Genomic DNA, 15,551 nt, shown 5'->3' on the forward strand with positions numbered 1-15,551 from the left:
TTGTGGAGCAATACGCTATGTCAAACAAACCGTTTTACTACCAGAACCCCTTCCCGCTTTCCCATGACGACACCGAATACTATCTGCTGACCAAAGAGCACGTCTCCGTTGCTGAGTTCGACGGTCAGGAAGTCCTGAAAGTCGAGCCAGAGGCGCTGACGCTGCTGGCGCAGCAGGCGTTCCACGATGCTGCGTTTATGCTGCGTCCTTCCCATCAGAAACAGGTCGCCGCCATTCTTAACGATCCGGAAGCGAGCCAGAACGATAAGTACGTTGCCCTGCAGTTCCTGCGTAACTCTGAAATCGCCGCTAAAGGCGTGCTGCCAACCTGCCAGGATACCGGTACAGCGATCATCATGGGTAAAAAAGGCCAGCGCGTCTGGACCGGCGGTGGCGATGAAGCAGCGCTGAGTCAGGGGGTGTACAACACTTACATCGAAGACAACCTGCGCTACTCCCAGAACGCTGCACTGGATATGTATAAAGAGGTGAACACCGGCACCAACCTGCCTGCGCAGATCGACCTCTACAGCGTCGACGGCGACGAGTACAAATTCCTCTGCATGGCGAAAGGCGGCGGTTCAGCCAACAAAACCTACCTCTACCAGGAAACCAAAGCGCTGATCACCCCGGCGAAACTGAAGAACTATCTGGTGGAGAAAATGCGTACCCTGGGTACCGCGGCCTGTCCGCCTTACCATATTGCCTTCGTGATTGGCGGAACTTCCGCAGAAGCGACGTTGAAAACGGTGAAGCTGGCCTCCACCCGCTACTACGACGCCTTGCCCACCGAGGGGAACGAACACGGCCAGGCGTTCCGCGATGTTCAGCTCGAACAGGAACTGCTCCAGGAAGCACAGAACCTGGGCCTGGGTGCGCAATTTGGCGGTAAATACTTCGCTCACGATATCCGCGTGATCCGCCTGCCGCGTCACGGTGCCTCCTGCCCAATCGGCATGGGTGTCTCCTGTTCCGCCGACCGTAACATCAAGGCGAAAATCAACCGCGACGGGATCTGGATTGAAAAACTGGAACACAACCCAGGTCAGTACATTCCTGAATCGCTGCGCCAGCAGGGCGAAGGCGACGTGGTCAGCATCAACCTCAACAAGCCGATGAACGAGATCCTGGCGCAGCTCTCCGCGCACCCGGTCTCTACCCGTCTGTCGCTGAACGGTACCATCATTGTGGCGCGTGATATCGCCCACGCGAAGCTGAAAGAGCTGCTCGATAACGGCGAGGAGCTGCCGCAGTACGTTAAAGATCATCCGATTTACTACGCGGGCCCGGCAAAAACCCCGGAAGGCTATGCCTCCGGCTCCCTCGGCCCAACTACTGCGGGCCGCATGGACTCGTATGTGGATTTACTGCAGTCCCACGGTGCGAGCATGATCATGCTGGCCAAAGGCAACCGCAGCCAGCAGGTGACGGATGCCTGCCACAAACACGGCGGTTTCTACCTGGGCAGCATCGGTGGCCCGGCGGCGGTGCTGGCGCAAAACAGCATCAAGAGCCTGGAGTGCGTGGCGTACCCGGAACTGGGAATGGAAGCCATATGGAAAATCGAAGTGGAGAACTTCCCGGCGTTTATCCTGGTGGATGACAAAGGTAACGACTTCTTCCAGCAGATCCAGAACAAACAGTGCCAGGGGTGTTCACAGCGCTGAGTGTTTCCAGAGTGCCGGCAGCCGCGACAACGTTTGATTGATCCGCTCACGCTTGTCGCTGCCCGGCTTCCAGATAGTGACCATCGTCTGACTTATCCCCTGGCTGCCCACTTCGGTGGGCAGCCTTTTTACGTTTTTCCACTGCGTCGCATGAAGATGGGTCGGCAAAAAGCCCCAGCCACAGCCCTGCTCCAGCAGGCCGCGCAGCATCTCAATTTCATTAGTAAAAAGGGTATGCCCGGCAATTTGCAGACGACGGGCAACCGGTTCATCTGACGCGGCATGCATAACCACCTGCGGAACCAGAGAGAGATCGAGCAGCGAAACCGGCGTGGCAACCTTCGCAAAAAGCGCGTCTGCGGCGTAAAAATCCATGTCGATGGCACCCAAAGCCCGCCACTCCATCTCATTACCCACGCTGCGGTTGCGCGCCTGGCAGATACCTAAATCTGCCTCTCCGCTCGCCAGCAGGGCTTCCGCCTCGTCACGCGACGCGCTGGTCAGGCTCAGGCGTATTTTTTGTGCCGCCATCTCTGCAATTAGCGCCTGCAGAAAAGCCCGGGGAGTGAACGGATCGTAAACAAGGGCAATGTCCTGCGTCGCGCTTTCCGGTACCGCTGTGGCAAAGGCCTCAAAGGCTTTCACCTGGCGCATCAGCAGGTGCGCCTGTCGCTGGAGCTGTTCCCCTTCAGGCGTTAAGCGCACGCTGCGTCCCTCGCGCAGGAACAGGGCATACCCCAGCCCGTCCTCAAGAAAATCGATCAGATCGCGCAGGGTCGTACGGTCTTTACCGAGCTTAATGGCCGCCTTCATCAGGCTGCCGTGCTCTGCCACCGCGGTAAACGCCTCCAGCTGGGCAAATGAATAGACTATCGCCACCTCTCCCTCCCGTGCCATTTCCGGGGGGATTTTCCCCCATAACCCGTTTTTTATTATAGGTCGCGGCTTCTTAAACTGAAGCCCTTCCTGAACCAAACGAGATAAACATGAAAAACAAAACGTTAAACCGCACCCTGCTCGCCGCGCTGGTGGTCAGCAGTCTTTTATCCCCTGCCGTTATGGCTGCCTGTCACGGCACCGATCTCAACCCCTGCCCTGCGCCGTTTGACGCCTCCCTTCCCGACACGCACAGCATGCTGACCTGGAGTCAGGCGGATCGTGTGGTGGGTTTTCGTAACGACTACCGCAACTACGCGGGCGATGTTTTCCGCCACGGAAAGGCCACGCCGCTGCTGGCAGCAGAGAAACCGCTTACCGACGCCCGCTATCAGGTCAATGGCAAGACGTATAACCTGCAGGATTACCTGAAACGCCAGAACGTCAGCGGCATGCTGGTGCTGAAGGACGGCAAAATAGCCTGGAAGTATCTGGGTGAAGGCAATACCGATTCCACGCTCTGGACATCCCGTTCGGTGGGGAAATCCGTGGTCTCTGCGCTGGTCGGGGTCGCCCTTAAAGAGGGTAAAATTCACTCCCTCGACGACCTAATCACCCGTTACGAACCCGATTTAAAAGGCACGGCGTGGGACGGCGTGACGCTGAGACAGTTGATCACTCACACCTCTGGCGTGGCGTGGAACGAAGACTACACCAACCCACAGTCTGATTTCGCGCAGCTTACCGAATGCGAAGCGAAGCCGGGCACCTACGACTGTGTGCGTAAGCTGGTGAAGGGGTTACACCGGGAACACCCGGCCGGAGAGAACTGGTCCTATTCATCGGGCGGGGCGTGGCTACTGGGTGACGTGCTGGAGCGCGCCACCGGCATGACGCTGGCGGCGTACCTGGAGAAAAGCATCTGGCAACCGTACGGGATGGCGAGCGATGGCGTATGGCATGCCTACCGTAAAGGCCAGCACGATGTCGGGGCGCACGGCTTTAACGCCACGCTGGAAGACTGGGGCCGCTTCGGCGAGTTTATCCTGCATAACGGTACGCTCCCTTCGGGCAAACAGATCCTGCCTGACGGCTGGGTGAAGGCGTCGTCAGAGTGGACGCAGGCGAAAGGATCCGTGTCTGACGCGCATCCGAAAGGGTTGTACGGCTATCAGTGGTGGAATAACGAGGTGCCCGCCACGGCAACAGACGTTAAGCCCGCGCCAGAGGATTCCCTGACAGATTCACTCTGGGCGCTGGGGATTTTTGGCCAGATGATTATGGTGAATCAAAAGGAAAACCTGGTGATTGTCCAGTGGTCCACCTGGCCGCAGGCGGAGCCGTCATTCAGCGCCCAGCCGCTGGAAGCGTCACTGATGTTTAGCGCAATTGCACAGGCGCTGCGCTGAATACAGTACTCTGCCAGTTTCGCCCGGCGGCGCTACGCTTGCACAGGCCTACAAAATTCGTAGGTCGGGTAAGCGAAGCGCCACCCGACAAGAGCAGCAGCTATTCTTCCCTTCTGCGCGATATCACAAAATAGCGATATCAGCCACTTAGCAAATTATGGTGAATGAAAAATCAATGAATTGTTAAGTTATTGTTGGATAGGTAAATCCTGGTCAACGTCCAGTCATTGATGCGCAGCACGCATCAGTTCATGCGTGATTTGCGCTTATTAATTTCCGTTTAATGCGCCAGTTTTCAAAAACAGACGGACAACACGTCAATAATAAACTGGAGACGACCATGATTTCCTCAACCCCACCTGCAACCGTTCGCGCACGAGCGGGCGCGATACTTCGCGTCACCTCGGGCAATTTCCTTGAGCAATTCGACTTCTTCCTGTTCGGGTTCTATGCCACCTACATCGCGCATACCTTCTTCCCGGCGAGCAGTGAATTTGCGTCGCTGATGATGACCTTCGCCGTCTTTGGCGCAGGCTTCTTAATGCGCCCCATCGGCGCGATTGTCCTCGGGGCTTACATCGACAAGGCCGGACGTCGTAAAGGGTTGATCACCACCCTGTCGATTATGGCGGCCGGCACCTTCCTGATTGTGCTGATCCCCTCTTATGAGAGCATCGGCCTGTGGGCACCGCTGCTGGTGCTGGTGGGACGCTTGCTGCAGGGCTTTTCCGCCGGGGCGGAGCTTGGCGGCGTGTCGGTCTATCTGGCTGAAATTGCCACGCCGGGCCGCAAAGGCTTCTTTACCAGCTGGCAATCCGGCAGTCAGCAGGTGGCGATTATGGTGGCCGCCGCAATGGGCTTTGCGCTAAACGCAATGCTGGAAGAGAGCGCCATCCGTGAATGGGGCTGGCGGATCCCATTCCTGTTCGGCTGTCTGATTGTGCCGTTTATCTTCTTCCTGCGCCGCAAGCTGGAAGAGACCGAGGAGTTCCGCACCCGCCGTCACACGCTGGCGATGCGTCAGGTCTTTACCACCCTGCTGGCGAACTGGCCGGTTGTGGTCGCGGGCATGCTGATGGTCGCCATGACCACCACCGCGTTCTACCTGATCACCGTCTATGCGCCTACCTTCGGCAAAAAAGTGTTAATGCTCAGCGCCTCCGACAGCCTGCTGGTGACGCTGCTGGTGGCCATCTCCAACTTTATCTGGCTGCCGGTGGGCGGTGCCCTGTCGGACCGCTTCGGCCGTAAACCGGTGCTGGTTGCCATGACGCTGCTGGCGCTGGCAACCAGCTATCCGGCCCTGACGCTGCTGGCGCAGGCACCGAGCTTCTCCATGATGCTGAGCGTATTGCTGTGGCTCTCCTTCCTCTATGGCCTCTATAACGGCGCGATGATCCCGGCGCTGACGGAGATCATGCCGGTTGAAGTGCGTGTTGCCGGTTTCTCACTGGCGTATAGCCTTGCTACCGCGATCTTCGGCGGGTTTACACCGGTCATTTCAACGGCCCTGATTGAGTACACCGGCGATAAAGCCTCCCCGGGCTACTGGATGAGCTTCGCGGCGATCTGCGCGTTGCTGGCAACGCTTTATCTCTACCGTCGCAGCGCGATGAGTCTGCAAGTACAGAGAGGATAATATGCGCACATTTGTACGTTCAGGCCTGACCGGGCTGGTAATACTGGCGACCAGCGCAGGTGCGCTGGCCCAGGAGGTGACGGTCATGATTTCAGGCGGTTTTAAGGCCGCGCTGGAAAAACTCGCCCCCCAGTATGAAGCCCGGACGGGCGACCATATCGTGCTGATCCCGGGGCCGTCGATGGGACAGACGCCGCAGGCGATCCCCAACCGACTGGCGCGCGGTGAAAAAGCAGACGTGGTGATTATGGTGGGTGATGCACTGGCGCACCTGGCGAATGACCGGATGGTCAAAGAAGGCTCGCGCGTTGAACTGGCGGATTCGCCCATCGGCGTGGTGGTGAAAGCCGGCTCGCCGGTACCGGATATCGCGACCGATAGCGCGCTCAAACAGACTCTGCTTAAGGCCACCACCATCGCCTATTCCGACAGCGCCAGCGGCCGGTATGTGCAAACAGAGCTCTTCAAAAAGCTGGGGATTGAAGCACAGGTAGAGGGCAAAGCGCATAAGGTGGAGCGCATCCCGGTCGCCTCTGAGGTGGCAAAAGGGAAATACGCCGTGGGTTTCCAGCAGGTCAGCGAGCTGTTACCCGTGCCCGGCGTAACCTTTGTCGGCAAACTGCCGGATAACCTGCAGTACATCACCCGTTTTGCCGGCGCGGTCACCGCTCACGCGGAGCATCCTTCCGAAGGTAAAGCGCTGCTGGATTACCTCGCATCAGCAAACGCGCAGGAGACCATCACCGCCACCGGGATGATCCCCGTCACTCCGCCGCGCGATAACGCGCAGTAATGAGTGTTTCCAGCTCAGCGGCAATCCACGACTGAATACGCCCGCTGCGCCGGATCAGCCCGACAGTGCGTTTGACCTCGGGGTCGGTCAGCGGAATATGCGTCAGGAAGGAGTGCTCAGAGTGCGGCATTGACATGGCGGGGACGGCAGCAATGCCAATCCCCGCCTCTACCATTCCCAGCATCGTGGTGACGTGGCGCGTCTCGCAGATCCCCGGGCGCTCCGGCTTAATATGGCCGAGCATCTGATCGAGCAGATTCCGGTTCCCCGATGTAATGTCCAGGCTGATGTAATCCTGCTGATAAAACGCCTGCCAGGTCAGACTCTTGCGTCCCGCCAGCGGATGATCGCGACGACACGCGGCGACGTATACATCCTCCACCAGCGGAATAAAGGTGAGATCTGGCTGCAGGCTCCTCGCAAAACAGATACCAAAATCCGCCTGCCCGCTGGCCACCGCGTCAATGACATTGCCCGCGCTGCTGTCGATAAGCTTGATGCGCACGCGCGGATAGCGGCGATGAAACTGGCGGATCACCTCCGGCATAAAATGGCAGGCCGCCGAAGGCACGGTGGCGACGGTAATCAGCCCGGTGCGCTCCTCGCTCACCTTGTCGATATCTGCCAGCATCGACTCCACGTTTTCCAGAAGCTGCCCGCAGCGGTCGGCAAAGGTCTGCCCGAAGAGCGTCAGCGTCACGCGCCGGGTGGTTCTGTCGAACAGTTTCGCGCCGACGGCGGTCTCCAGCTTTTCAATACGGCGGCTTAAGGCGGACTGGGAAAGACAGATAGATTCCGCGGCAATACGGAAGTTACCGTACTCCACCAGCGCTCTGAAGGCATAAAGATCGTTGAGGTCGAAATTGACGGGCATAGATTCTGGCAATCCTTAGCGCTTTCTGGAAACTCGAACATTCATAATAGCGACTTATGAATCAGAGAGGTACTAGCACCGCTTCAGGACAATAAGCAAATATCCGTTGAGAAGGCGCAACTGATCGACGCGCTCGGGGAAATCAAACGTCGATAAACGCCCTGTATCACCCGTTGTGCCATGTTTTCCACTGGGGATCGTCTCAATGGGATTTTTGTCACTGAAAGGAAACGGGATAAGTGTTTGAATAATGGCAGAGGGCTGGCCTCTCCTGCCATTCCCACATCTCTACGTTTTATAGTTGCCTTCATGCCGGGTTCTTTGGCATGTTAACGGAACCTGACCTTTCAATTTTGTACACGTGACGAGTTTGCGAGCACAGCGATGATTAAGTGGCCCTGGAAATCAAATGACGCTGGTCAACATGTGGCGCTGCCGTGGGATGACGCGCTGGCGATCCCCGTGCTGGCCAACCTCCAGCCGGATGAACAGTCAAAGCTCATTCAACTGGCGGATCGCTTTTTGCAGCAAAAGCGGCTGGTTCCGCTGCAGGGGTTTGAGCTGGATGCACTTAAAAGCGCGCGTATCGCCCTGCTTTTCTGCCTGCCAGTGCTCGAACTGGGTATCGAGTGGCTGGATGGCTTCCACGAAGTGCTGATCTACCCCGCGCCGTTTATCGTTGATGACGAGTGGGAAGATGATATTGGTCTGGTGCATAACCAGCGCGTGGTGCAGTCCGGGCAAAGCTGGCAGCAAGGCCCCATTATCCTCAACTGGCTGGATATACAGGACTCGTTCGACGCGTCCGGGTTTAACCTGATTGTTCACGAAGTGGCGCATAAGCTTGATACCCGCAACGGCGATCGCGCCAGCGGTGTTCCGCTGATCCCGCTGCGTGAAGTCGCCGGTTGGGAGCACGACCTGCATGCGGCGATGGAAAATATCCAGGATGAGATTGACCTTGTCGGGGAAAGCGCGGCCAGCATTGATGCCTATGCGGCAACCGATCCGGCCGAGTGTTTTGCGGTGCTGTCAGAGTATTTCTTTAGCGCCCCGGAGCTTTTCGCCCCGCGTTTCCCGGCCCTGTGGCAACGTTTTTGTCATTTTTATCAGCAGGATCCCCTGCAGCGTCTGCGCCAGAGTGAGGGTTCCGGCAGCACCGCTTCCCGTCACGTCCACTAGGCCCCTGTTTCTGGGGTACGCTCAACCGACCGTACCCCTAAGCTCAAGGCTAAAAACAGCAGCGCCATCGCCCAGGCGGCCACGATTAAAAACGTTTCACCGAATGCGCGCGTCACCAGCGGCACCAGCAACGCGCTGAGGCCGTAGCCCAGGGTATGGCTGGTGGCGATCACCCCCGCCCCTTTGCCTGTCGTTAACCTGTCGTTCAGCAGCAGCTGATAGCCGGGCGTTGCCATCGCCGCTCCCAGCGAGGTAATGACGATCCCCACATAGAACAGCGCCACATCCGCGAGACACATCACCCCAAGCCCGACCACCATCAACACCGCTGCCAGGCAAAGTAACGTCATCGGGCGAAAGTGCTGCGGACGCACCACCAGAAATTGGGCAGCGAGCGTTGCCAGCGCGGCCAGGCTCAGCAGCAGCGCAACGTGATGGCTGATTTGCGCCGCATTGCCGTCCAGCAACGGACTGAGATGGGGTGACAGACCAAGCTGCATCAGGCTCACCAGTGCGGCAAGCAACAGCGCCAGCATAAGATAAGGCAGCATTGATGCCTGCAGCCGCGTCGCCTGTTGCGCCACTGGCGGTAAAGGCGGATCGGCCACTTCACGCAGCACCAGCAGCAGGGCGATAAACGGAGCCATAGCCATCAGCCACAGCGGTGCCACCGGGTTAACGCTGAGCATCAGCGCTGCCAGCGGCGGCCCCAGCAGACGCCCGCAGCTGAGGCCCGAGCTTATTGTCGCCAGCGCGGCCATTCTTTTCTCAAGACCCGCACGCTGAATGGCCCATGTCTGGGCCGCCGGCACCAGACCAGAGACCGTCAGGCCGTACAGGGTGCGCGAGAGGATAAGCCCTGCCAGCCCCCAGGCGGCATTGAGCATCCCGTTCGCCATTGCCCAGACCACCAGCGCCATGACGAAGAAACTTGCCAGATAACCGCTCAGCGAGGCCAGCATCACGCTTTTACAGCCGTGCCGCTCGCTCTGGCGTCCCCACCAGGGCGAAGCCGGTAAAAAGAGCATCGAACCGAACATCAACAGACCCGCCCAAACGGAGAGCGATAGCCCGGTCATCGTGACCAGCTGCGGCAGCATGACCAGCAAACCGTTTTGCCCGATCCCCAGTAAACCGGCACACAATGCCAGGGGCCAGTTCGCTTTCGGGGCGAGATTGTCGGTCAGAGTGTCGGAAAGTGAGCGCATAGAATTGTGAACATAGTGTCAATAAATGTGTGGAAATCATGAAGTTTATGAAAACAAATATTGCAAAAATAGTTGCGACTGTAAACAGAATGAATATCATAACGAGAATTATTATCAGTCATGGAATGAGGTACATCTATGCGTACTCTGCCCCGCTCTGCCGGTACAGACGTTGCGGCCCAGTGTTTTTTAAATGCCCTGTTGCGCGAAACGAAGGACTGGCGCTATCTCCCCGCTACCGCTGCGGATGAGCTATCGCAGATCCATATCCCGCTCTCGCAAACCCAGGCCATCCGGGTTTCAGTACACTATTTCTCCCCAACCCAGCATCATCAGTATCGCTTCCCGGCAATGCTCATCCAGACCGACAGCGACCGTAGTGACGCCGTCACTTTCCCTCAACTGATTGATTTAATTCTTGAAAAACCCGATGTAAAAGGCTCACTGGATGCCGATACGCTGACGCGTTTTAAGCAGCGCGCCCTTGAAAGCCATGCCCATACCTGGCAGGCGATCGACTTGCGTCACCGCTGGGCAAACCTGCGCGACACGCCGCTGACGTTCGCCGAGGCGGAACAGGCGCTGCTGGTCGGCCACGCATTCCATCCGGCCCCGAAGTCACACGAGCCGTTTAACGAAACCGAAGCCCGCCGCTATTTGCCCGATTTCGCCTCCCGCTTTCCGCTGCGCTGGTTTGCGGTTGAGAGTGAACTGATCGCTGGCGAGAGTCTGAACGTCTCCCTGCGTGAACGTCTGCTGCGCTTCGCGGCCCAGAGCGCCCCTGAACTGCTCGGTCATTTCACCGACACCCGCTGGCTGCTGCCGATGCACCCGTGGCAGGCGGAGTACCTGCTCGGTCAGGACTGGTGCCAGCGACTGGTGGCGAAGGGAGCCTTGCAGGATCTGGGCGAAGCGGGCGCGCAGTGGCTGCCCACCAGCTCCTCCCGCTCGCTGTACTGCGAAACCAACAGCGACATGATTAAGTTTTCCCTGAGCGTGCGCCTGACCAACTCCGTGCGCACGCTGTCGGTGAAAGAGGTTAAGCGCGGGATGCGTCTGGCACGTCTGGCGAAGACGGCGCGCTGGCAGGAGCTCCAGGCGCGCTACCCCACCATGCGCGTGATGCAGGAAGACGGCTGGGCGGGTCTGCGTGACGAAAGCGGCGTCATTCAGGAAGAGAGCCTGATGGCGCTGCGCGTGAACCTGCTGTTTGATACGCCGGATACGCAAACCAACGTGCTGGTGAGCCTGACGCAGGCCGCGCCGGACGGAGGTGACAGCCTGCTGGCGGCTGCGGTCCGCCGTCTGAGCCAGCGTCTGGATCTCCCCCTTGCCCAGGCCGCGCGTTGCTGGCTGGACGCCTATTGCGACCGCGTTCTCCTTCCGCTGTTCAGCGCCGAAGCCGATTACGGTCTGGTCCTGCTGGCACATCAGCAAAACATTCTTGTGGAGATGCAGCAGGACTTCCCGGTCGGGCTTATCTACCGTGACTGCCAGGGCAGCGCCTGGACCGAAGGGGCCGACGCGTGGCTGAAAGAGGCAGGTGAAAGCGAGGTGGAAAACCGCTTCGGCGAGAGCCAGCTGCTGCGCTACTTCCCCTATTACCTGCTGCTGAACTCCACACTCGCCGTCACCGCCGCCCTCGCTGCCGCAGGTTTCGACAGCGAAGAGAGCCTGATGTTACGAGTGCGTGACGCGCTGGCCAGCCTGCGCCAGACCGCGAAGCAGACCCGCTGCCTTGACTACGTGCTGGACAGCCCGACCTGGAACTGCAAAGGCAACTTTTTCTGCTACCTGCACGATCGCAACGAAAACACGATTGCCGATCCGGCAGTGATCTATTTCGACTTTAGCAACCCGTTTTACAAGGAGAAGGCGTGATGGCTAACGCGAATATCGTCCATTCCGGCTACGGCTTTCGTTGCACCGCAACGGACACGTCCCTGCCGCTGACATTAGGCCTCGACGGCAGCGCGGTGCTGGAGCGCCTGCGCGATATCCCGGACGGCTGGCTGGTCGAGGCGCTGGATCAGCTGTTTGTCGCCGCACCGGCACTGACCGGCATCACGTTGCCGTGGGCAGCCTGGCAGGATGAACCGCAGGCGCAGGCGTTATTCGCCCTTGCCAGTGGCGATTATCTGGCCCGTGAGACCTTCTGGCAGCTGCCGCTGTGGCTGCAGGGGGAGCGTCCGCAGGCCAGCGGTGGCATGCAGTTCGATGAGAGCCGTCAGCTTTACTTCCCGCTGCGCCCTCACCGTCCGCAAGGGGAAGTTTATCGCCGTTACGATGCACAAATTAAACGCACCCTGAGCTTCCGCGTGGCCGACGTGGTGCTGGACGGCGAGCGTTTTACCCAGTGGATGAACAACCCGCGCGTTAATGCGTTCTGGGAGATGGCCGGTCCTCAGGAAGAGCAGGAAAACTACCTGCGCCGTCAGCTCGACTCGACGTACTGCTACCCGGTTATCGGCTGCTTTGACGATCAGCCGTTCGGCTATTTTGAGCTCTACTGGGCCGCAGAAGACCGTATCGGACGCCACTATCGCTGGCAGCCGTTTGACCGTGGGCTGCATATGCTGGTTGGCGAAGAGAACTGGCGCGGCGCGCAGTATATCCGTAGCTGGCTGCGCGGTCTGAGCCACTATCTGTGGCTGGATGAACCGCGCACGACGCGCATTGTCGCTGAGCCGCGTTTCGACAACCAGCGCCTGTTCCGTCATCTGGCTTCCGCCGGTTTCGACACCGTTAAAGAGTTCGACTTCCCGCATAAACGTTCGCGCCTCATCATGAGCGAGCGTCACCGCTTCTTCAGCGAGGTGGGACTGTGAACGCACTCTGGCAAAAAGTGAACCGCGAGATGGTGGCGAAGATCCTCGCCGAGCTGGAATACGAACGTACCCTGAGCGCCGAACCGCTGGCTGCTAACCGCTGGCAAATCACCATGGGCAGCGAAACATGGCAGTTTCGCGCCACGCGCGGCATCTGGGGCTGGTTACATATCGATCCCGCCAGTCTGACCACCGCCAGCGGAGCCGCCGTGGAAGCGGAAAGCGCGTTTCTGCAGCTGGCGACGGTGCTGGAGATGAGCGACGCACAAACGGCAGAGCATCTGGAAGATCTTTACGCCACGCTGCGGGGCGACATGCAGCTGCTGCAGGCGCGAGAGACGCTCGATGCCGACGCGCTCATTAATCTCGACCCGGACGAACTCCAGTGTCTGATGAGCGGCCATCCCAAGTTCATTTTTAACAAAGGACGCCGCGGCTGGGGGCTGGAGGCGCTGCGCCAGTACGCGCCGGAATACCGTGGCCGTTTTCGCCTGCACTGGGTTGCCGTGCAGCGCGAGCATCTGGTCTGGAGCAGCGATGTCGATTGCGATATCAACTCCCTGCTGGCCAGCACCATGGACAGTGCCGAGCGCGCGCGCTTTGACGCCCGCTGGCAGGCGCTGAAGCTTGACGACAGCTGGCTGCCGGTGCCGTTGCACCCGTGGCAGTGGCAGCAAAAAATTGCCGTCCATTTCCTGTCCCAGCTCGCGCGCGGTGAGATGGTAGAGCTGGGGGAATTTGGCGATGAGTATCTGGCCCAACAGTCCCTGCGCACGCTGACCAACGCCAGCCGCCGCGCGCCGTATGACATCAAGCTGCCGCTGACCATCTACAACACCTCCTGCTATCGCGGCATTCCGGGCAAGTACATTGCCGCCGGGCCGCTGGCCTCGCGCTGGTTACAGCAGCAGTTCGCCAGCGACGCCACCCTCACCCGCTCTGGCGCGCAGGTGCTTGGCGAACCCGCCGCCGGATATCTGGCGCATACCGGTTACGCCGCATTACCGAAAGCGCCCTATCGCTATCAGGAGATGCTGGGTGTGATCTGGCGCGAAAACCCGTCCTGCTATTTGCAGGACGGCGAGCAGGCGGTACTGATGGCGGCGCTGATGGAGACCGACAACGCCGGACGCCCGCTGATTGACGCGTGGATTGCGCATTCGGGATTAACTGCCGAAGCCTGGCTGGAAAAACTGTTCGATGCCACGGTGATCCCGTTCTATCACCTGCTCTGCCGCTACGGCGTGGCGCTCATCGCCCACGGCCAGAACGTGACGCTGGTGATGAAAGACTACGTGCCACAGCGCATTCTGCTGAAGGATTTCCAGGGTGATATGCGGCTGGTTGATGAAGATTTCCCGCAGGCGGAAAGCCTGCCGCAACAGGTGAAAGCCGTCACGGCGCGCCTGAGCGCGGAGTACATCATCCATGACCTGCAAACCGGCAACTTCGTGACGGTGCTGCGTTTTATCTCGCGTCTCACGCAGCAAAGCGGCGTCAGCGAAACCCGCTTCTACCAGATCCTGGCGCAGGTTTTACGCCGTTATATGGCCGCACATCCGGATCTTGCCGGGCGCTTCGCGAAGTTCGACCTGTTTAAGCCGCAGATCATTCGCGTGATCCTCAACCCGGTCAAACTCACCTTCTCCGAACACGACGGTGGCAGCCGCATGCTGCCGAACTACGTCTGCAATCTCGATAACCCCCTTTTTCTGGTCTCCCAGGAGTCAGCGCAATGAAAACGTATGATTTCATCGGCATTGGTATTGGCCCGTTTAACCTCAGCATCGCTGCCCTTGCAGAGGGGCTCGACGGATTCAGTTCACTGTTTCTTGAACGTAAGCCGCATTTCTCCTGGCACCCGGGGATGATGGTGCCGGACTGCCACATGCAAACCAGCTTCCTGAAGGATCTGGTCAGCGCCGTGGAGCCGACCAACCGCCACAGCTTTCTGAACTACCTGGTACAGCGTAAAAAGTTCTACCGTTTTCTGACCACCGAGCAGCGCACCGTCTCCCGCGAGGAGTTTGCTGATTACCTGAGCTGGGCGGCGGAAAACCTCACCAACCTCGCCTTCAGCCAGCAGGTACAGCAGGTGAGTTTTGATGAGAAAAAGGGCCTGTTTGAGGTAGTAACCCAGCGCGATCGCTTCCTGGCGCGCCACGTCTGTGTGGGGATTGGCAAACAGATCAACCTCCCCGACTGCGTGACCGCACAGGATGACAGCTGCTTCCATGCCAGCGAGATGATGCTGCGCACGCCAGATTTGGCGGGCAAACGGGTGACCGTCGTTGGCGGCGGCCAGAGCGGTGCCGATCTGTTTTTGAATATCTTCCGCGGGGAGTGGGGTCAGCCGCTGAGCCTGAACTGGGTGTCGCGCCGCAACAACTACAACGCCCTGGATGAGGCCGCATTTGCCAACGAGTATTTCACGCCGGAGTACGTGGACAGCTTTTCCACACTTGGTGAAGAGGCCCGTCGGCAGATGCTGCACGAGCAGAAGATGACCTCTGACGGTATCACCACCGAGTCCCTGCTGGCGATTTACCGCGCCATGTACCACCGCTTTGAAGTGCTGCGTGAAAAACCCTGGGCGCACCTGATGCCGTCCCGCTCGGTAACCGCACTCACGCGGCTGCAAAACGGGCAACGCCTGACGCTACAGCATCACCTCGACGGTGGCCGTGAACAGCTGGAGAGCGACGTGGTGATCTTTGCCACGGGCTACCGCGCCGCGCCGCCTGCGTTTCTGGCGCCACTCTCTCATCGTCTGCACCTGGATGCCGACGAAGCTTTTCACATCAACAACGATTTCACCCTTGAATGGGACGGCCCGCAGAGCAACCGCCTGTTTGCCGTGAATGCCGGGATGCACCGTCTCGGTATTGCCGAACCCCAGCTCAGCCTGATGGCCTGGCGCGCCGCGCGAATTCTCAATCGCGCGCACGACGACGAGCCGTTTGAGCTGGCTACTACCCCCGGCGTGATCCACTGGCGTAGCACCACCAGCACGGATAACAGCCAGGTTTTTAAATCATTAGCACAGACCACCGAGTACTGACACACACAATCAGG

12 protein-coding genes are annotated in these 15,551 nt (G+C 59.1%); 9 read left to right on the plus strand and 3 right to left on the minus strand.

Translation table 11 applies throughout. The annotated features are described in order from the left end of the window. Positions 1-17 precede the first annotated feature (17 nt). Positions 18-1,667 carry a class I fumarate hydratase FumA gene (gene fumA, locus AC2FAK_RS04575; protein WP_014832500.1) on the plus strand — a complete coding sequence of 550 codons (1,650 nt, stop codon included), beginning with the start codon at positions 18-20 and terminating at the stop codon, positions 1,665-1,667. On the opposite strand, the gene AC2FAK_RS04580 is transcribed toward fumA, so the two are convergent. Continuing rightward, positions 1,656-2,564, minus strand: a complete 909-nt coding sequence (locus tag AC2FAK_RS04580; protein ID WP_095454581.1) for a LysR family transcriptional regulator — start codon at positions 2,562-2,564, stop codon at positions 1,656-1,658. The two genes, fumA and AC2FAK_RS04580, sit on opposite strands and share 12 nt — an antisense overlap. 89 nt (positions 2,565-2,653) lie before the next feature. Between AC2FAK_RS04580 and AC2FAK_RS04585 the strand changes: the two genes are divergently transcribed. From AC2FAK_RS04585 to AC2FAK_RS04595, 3 genes are all read left to right on the plus strand, one after another. Further along, a complete protein-coding gene (locus AC2FAK_RS04585) occupies positions 2,654-3,952 on the plus strand; it encodes a serine hydrolase domain-containing protein (RefSeq protein ID WP_095454582.1) in 1,299 nt (432 codons plus the stop codon). A gap of 340 nt (positions 3,953-4,292) precedes the next feature. Then, positions 4,293-5,591, plus strand: a complete 1,299-nt coding sequence (gene tcuC / locus AC2FAK_RS04590; protein WP_095454583.1) for an MFS transporter — start codon at positions 4,293-4,295, stop codon at positions 5,589-5,591. A 1-nt stretch (position 5,592) separates the two neighbouring features. After that, a complete protein-coding gene (locus AC2FAK_RS04595; RefSeq protein ID WP_095454584.1) occupies positions 5,593-6,384 on the plus strand; it encodes a substrate-binding domain-containing protein in 792 nt (263 codons plus the stop codon). On the opposite strand, the gene psrA is transcribed toward AC2FAK_RS04595, so the two are convergent. Further along, positions 6,356-7,258, minus strand: a complete 903-nt coding sequence (gene psrA, locus AC2FAK_RS04600) for an L-proline-binding transcription factor PsrA (protein ID WP_095452750.1) — start codon at positions 7,256-7,258, stop codon at positions 6,356-6,358. The two genes, AC2FAK_RS04595 and psrA, sit on opposite strands and share 29 nt — an antisense overlap. A 384-nt stretch (positions 7,259-7,642) precedes the next feature. Here psrA and mtfA point away from each other — a divergent pair, with 384 nt between their 5' ends. Further along, positions 7,643-8,440, plus strand: coding sequence for a DgsA anti-repressor MtfA (gene mtfA / locus AC2FAK_RS04605; protein ID WP_029881844.1), 798 nt, complete (start codon positions 7,643-7,645; stop codon positions 8,438-8,440). Here the strand turns inward: mtfA and AC2FAK_RS04610 are convergent. Continuing rightward, positions 8,437-9,648: an MFS transporter gene (locus AC2FAK_RS04610; protein WP_095454585.1), complete on the minus strand. Its 1,212-nt coding sequence runs from the start codon at positions 9,646-9,648 to the stop codon at positions 8,437-8,439. The two genes, mtfA and AC2FAK_RS04610, sit on opposite strands and share 4 nt — an antisense overlap. 138 nt (positions 9,649-9,786) lie before the next feature. Here AC2FAK_RS04610 and AC2FAK_RS04615 point away from each other — a divergent pair, with 138 nt between their 5' ends. The 4 genes from AC2FAK_RS04615 to AC2FAK_RS04630 are packed head-to-tail and all read left to right on the plus strand — an operon-like array spanning position 9,787 to position 15,537. Further along, the gene (locus tag AC2FAK_RS04615) at positions 9,787-11,529 is read left to right on the plus strand and encodes an IucA/IucC family protein (RefSeq protein ID WP_095454586.1); all 1,743 of its coding nucleotides are present in this window, start codon (positions 9,787-9,789) and stop codon (positions 11,527-11,529) included. Beyond that, complete coding sequence (locus tag AC2FAK_RS04620) at positions 11,529-12,476, plus strand: GNAT family N-acetyltransferase (protein ID WP_045903257.1); 948 nt, start codon at positions 11,529-11,531, stop codon at positions 12,474-12,476. Before AC2FAK_RS04615 ends, AC2FAK_RS04620 begins: the two co-directional genes overlap by 1 nt. Beyond that, complete coding sequence (iucC, locus tag AC2FAK_RS04625) at positions 12,473-14,215, plus strand: IucA/IucC family protein (RefSeq protein ID WP_095454587.1); 1,743 nt, start codon at positions 12,473-12,475, stop codon at positions 14,213-14,215. Before AC2FAK_RS04620 ends, iucC begins: the two co-directional genes overlap by 4 nt. Beyond that, entirely contained in the window at positions 14,212-15,537 is a 1,326-nt protein-coding gene (locus AC2FAK_RS04630; RefSeq protein ID WP_058660564.1) for a lysine N(6)-hydroxylase/L-ornithine N(5)-oxygenase family protein, read from the plus strand. The genes iucC and AC2FAK_RS04630 overlap by 4 nt, the downstream gene beginning before the upstream one ends. Positions 15,538-15,551 lie beyond the last annotated feature (14 nt).

This window comes from Enterobacter cloacae complex sp. 394F7 (genome assembly GCF_057320385.1).

Bases quoted from the DNA above. Each gene is read 5' to 3' on its own strand.
- tcuC (WP_095454583.1), top strand. From the start codon at position 4,293: ATGATTTCCTCAACCCCACCTGCAACCGTTCGCGCACGAGCGGGCGCG.
- AC2FAK_RS04620 (WP_045903257.1), top strand. From the start codon at position 11,529: ATGGCTAACGCGAATATCGTCCATTCCGGCTACGGCTTTCGTTGCACC.
- AC2FAK_RS04585 (WP_095454582.1), top strand. From the start codon at position 2,654: ATGAAAAACAAAACGTTAAACCGCACCCTGCTCGCCGCGCTGGTGGTC.
- mtfA (WP_029881844.1), top strand. From the start codon at position 7,643: ATGATTAAGTGGCCCTGGAAATCAAATGACGCTGGTCAACATGTGGCG.
- psrA (WP_095452750.1), bottom strand. From the start codon at position 7,258: ATGCCCGTCAATTTCGACCTCAACGATCTTTATGCCTTCAGAGCGCTG.
- AC2FAK_RS04595 (WP_095454584.1), top strand. From the start codon at position 5,593: ATGCGCACATTTGTACGTTCAGGCCTGACCGGGCTGGTAATACTGGCG.
- fumA (WP_014832500.1), top strand. From the start codon at position 18: ATGTCAAACAAACCGTTTTACTACCAGAACCCCTTCCCGCTTTCCCAT.
- AC2FAK_RS04580 (WP_095454581.1), bottom strand. From the start codon at position 2,564: ATGGCACGGGAGGGAGAGGTGGCGATAGTCTATTCATTTGCCCAGCTG.
- AC2FAK_RS04630 (WP_058660564.1), top strand. From the start codon at position 14,212: ATGAAAACGTATGATTTCATCGGCATTGGTATTGGCCCGTTTAACCTC.
- AC2FAK_RS04610 (WP_095454585.1), bottom strand. From the start codon at position 9,648: ATGCGCTCACTTTCCGACACTCTGACCGACAATCTCGCCCCGAAAGCG.
- AC2FAK_RS04615 (WP_095454586.1), top strand. From the start codon at position 9,787: ATGCGTACTCTGCCCCGCTCTGCCGGTACAGACGTTGCGGCCCAGTGT.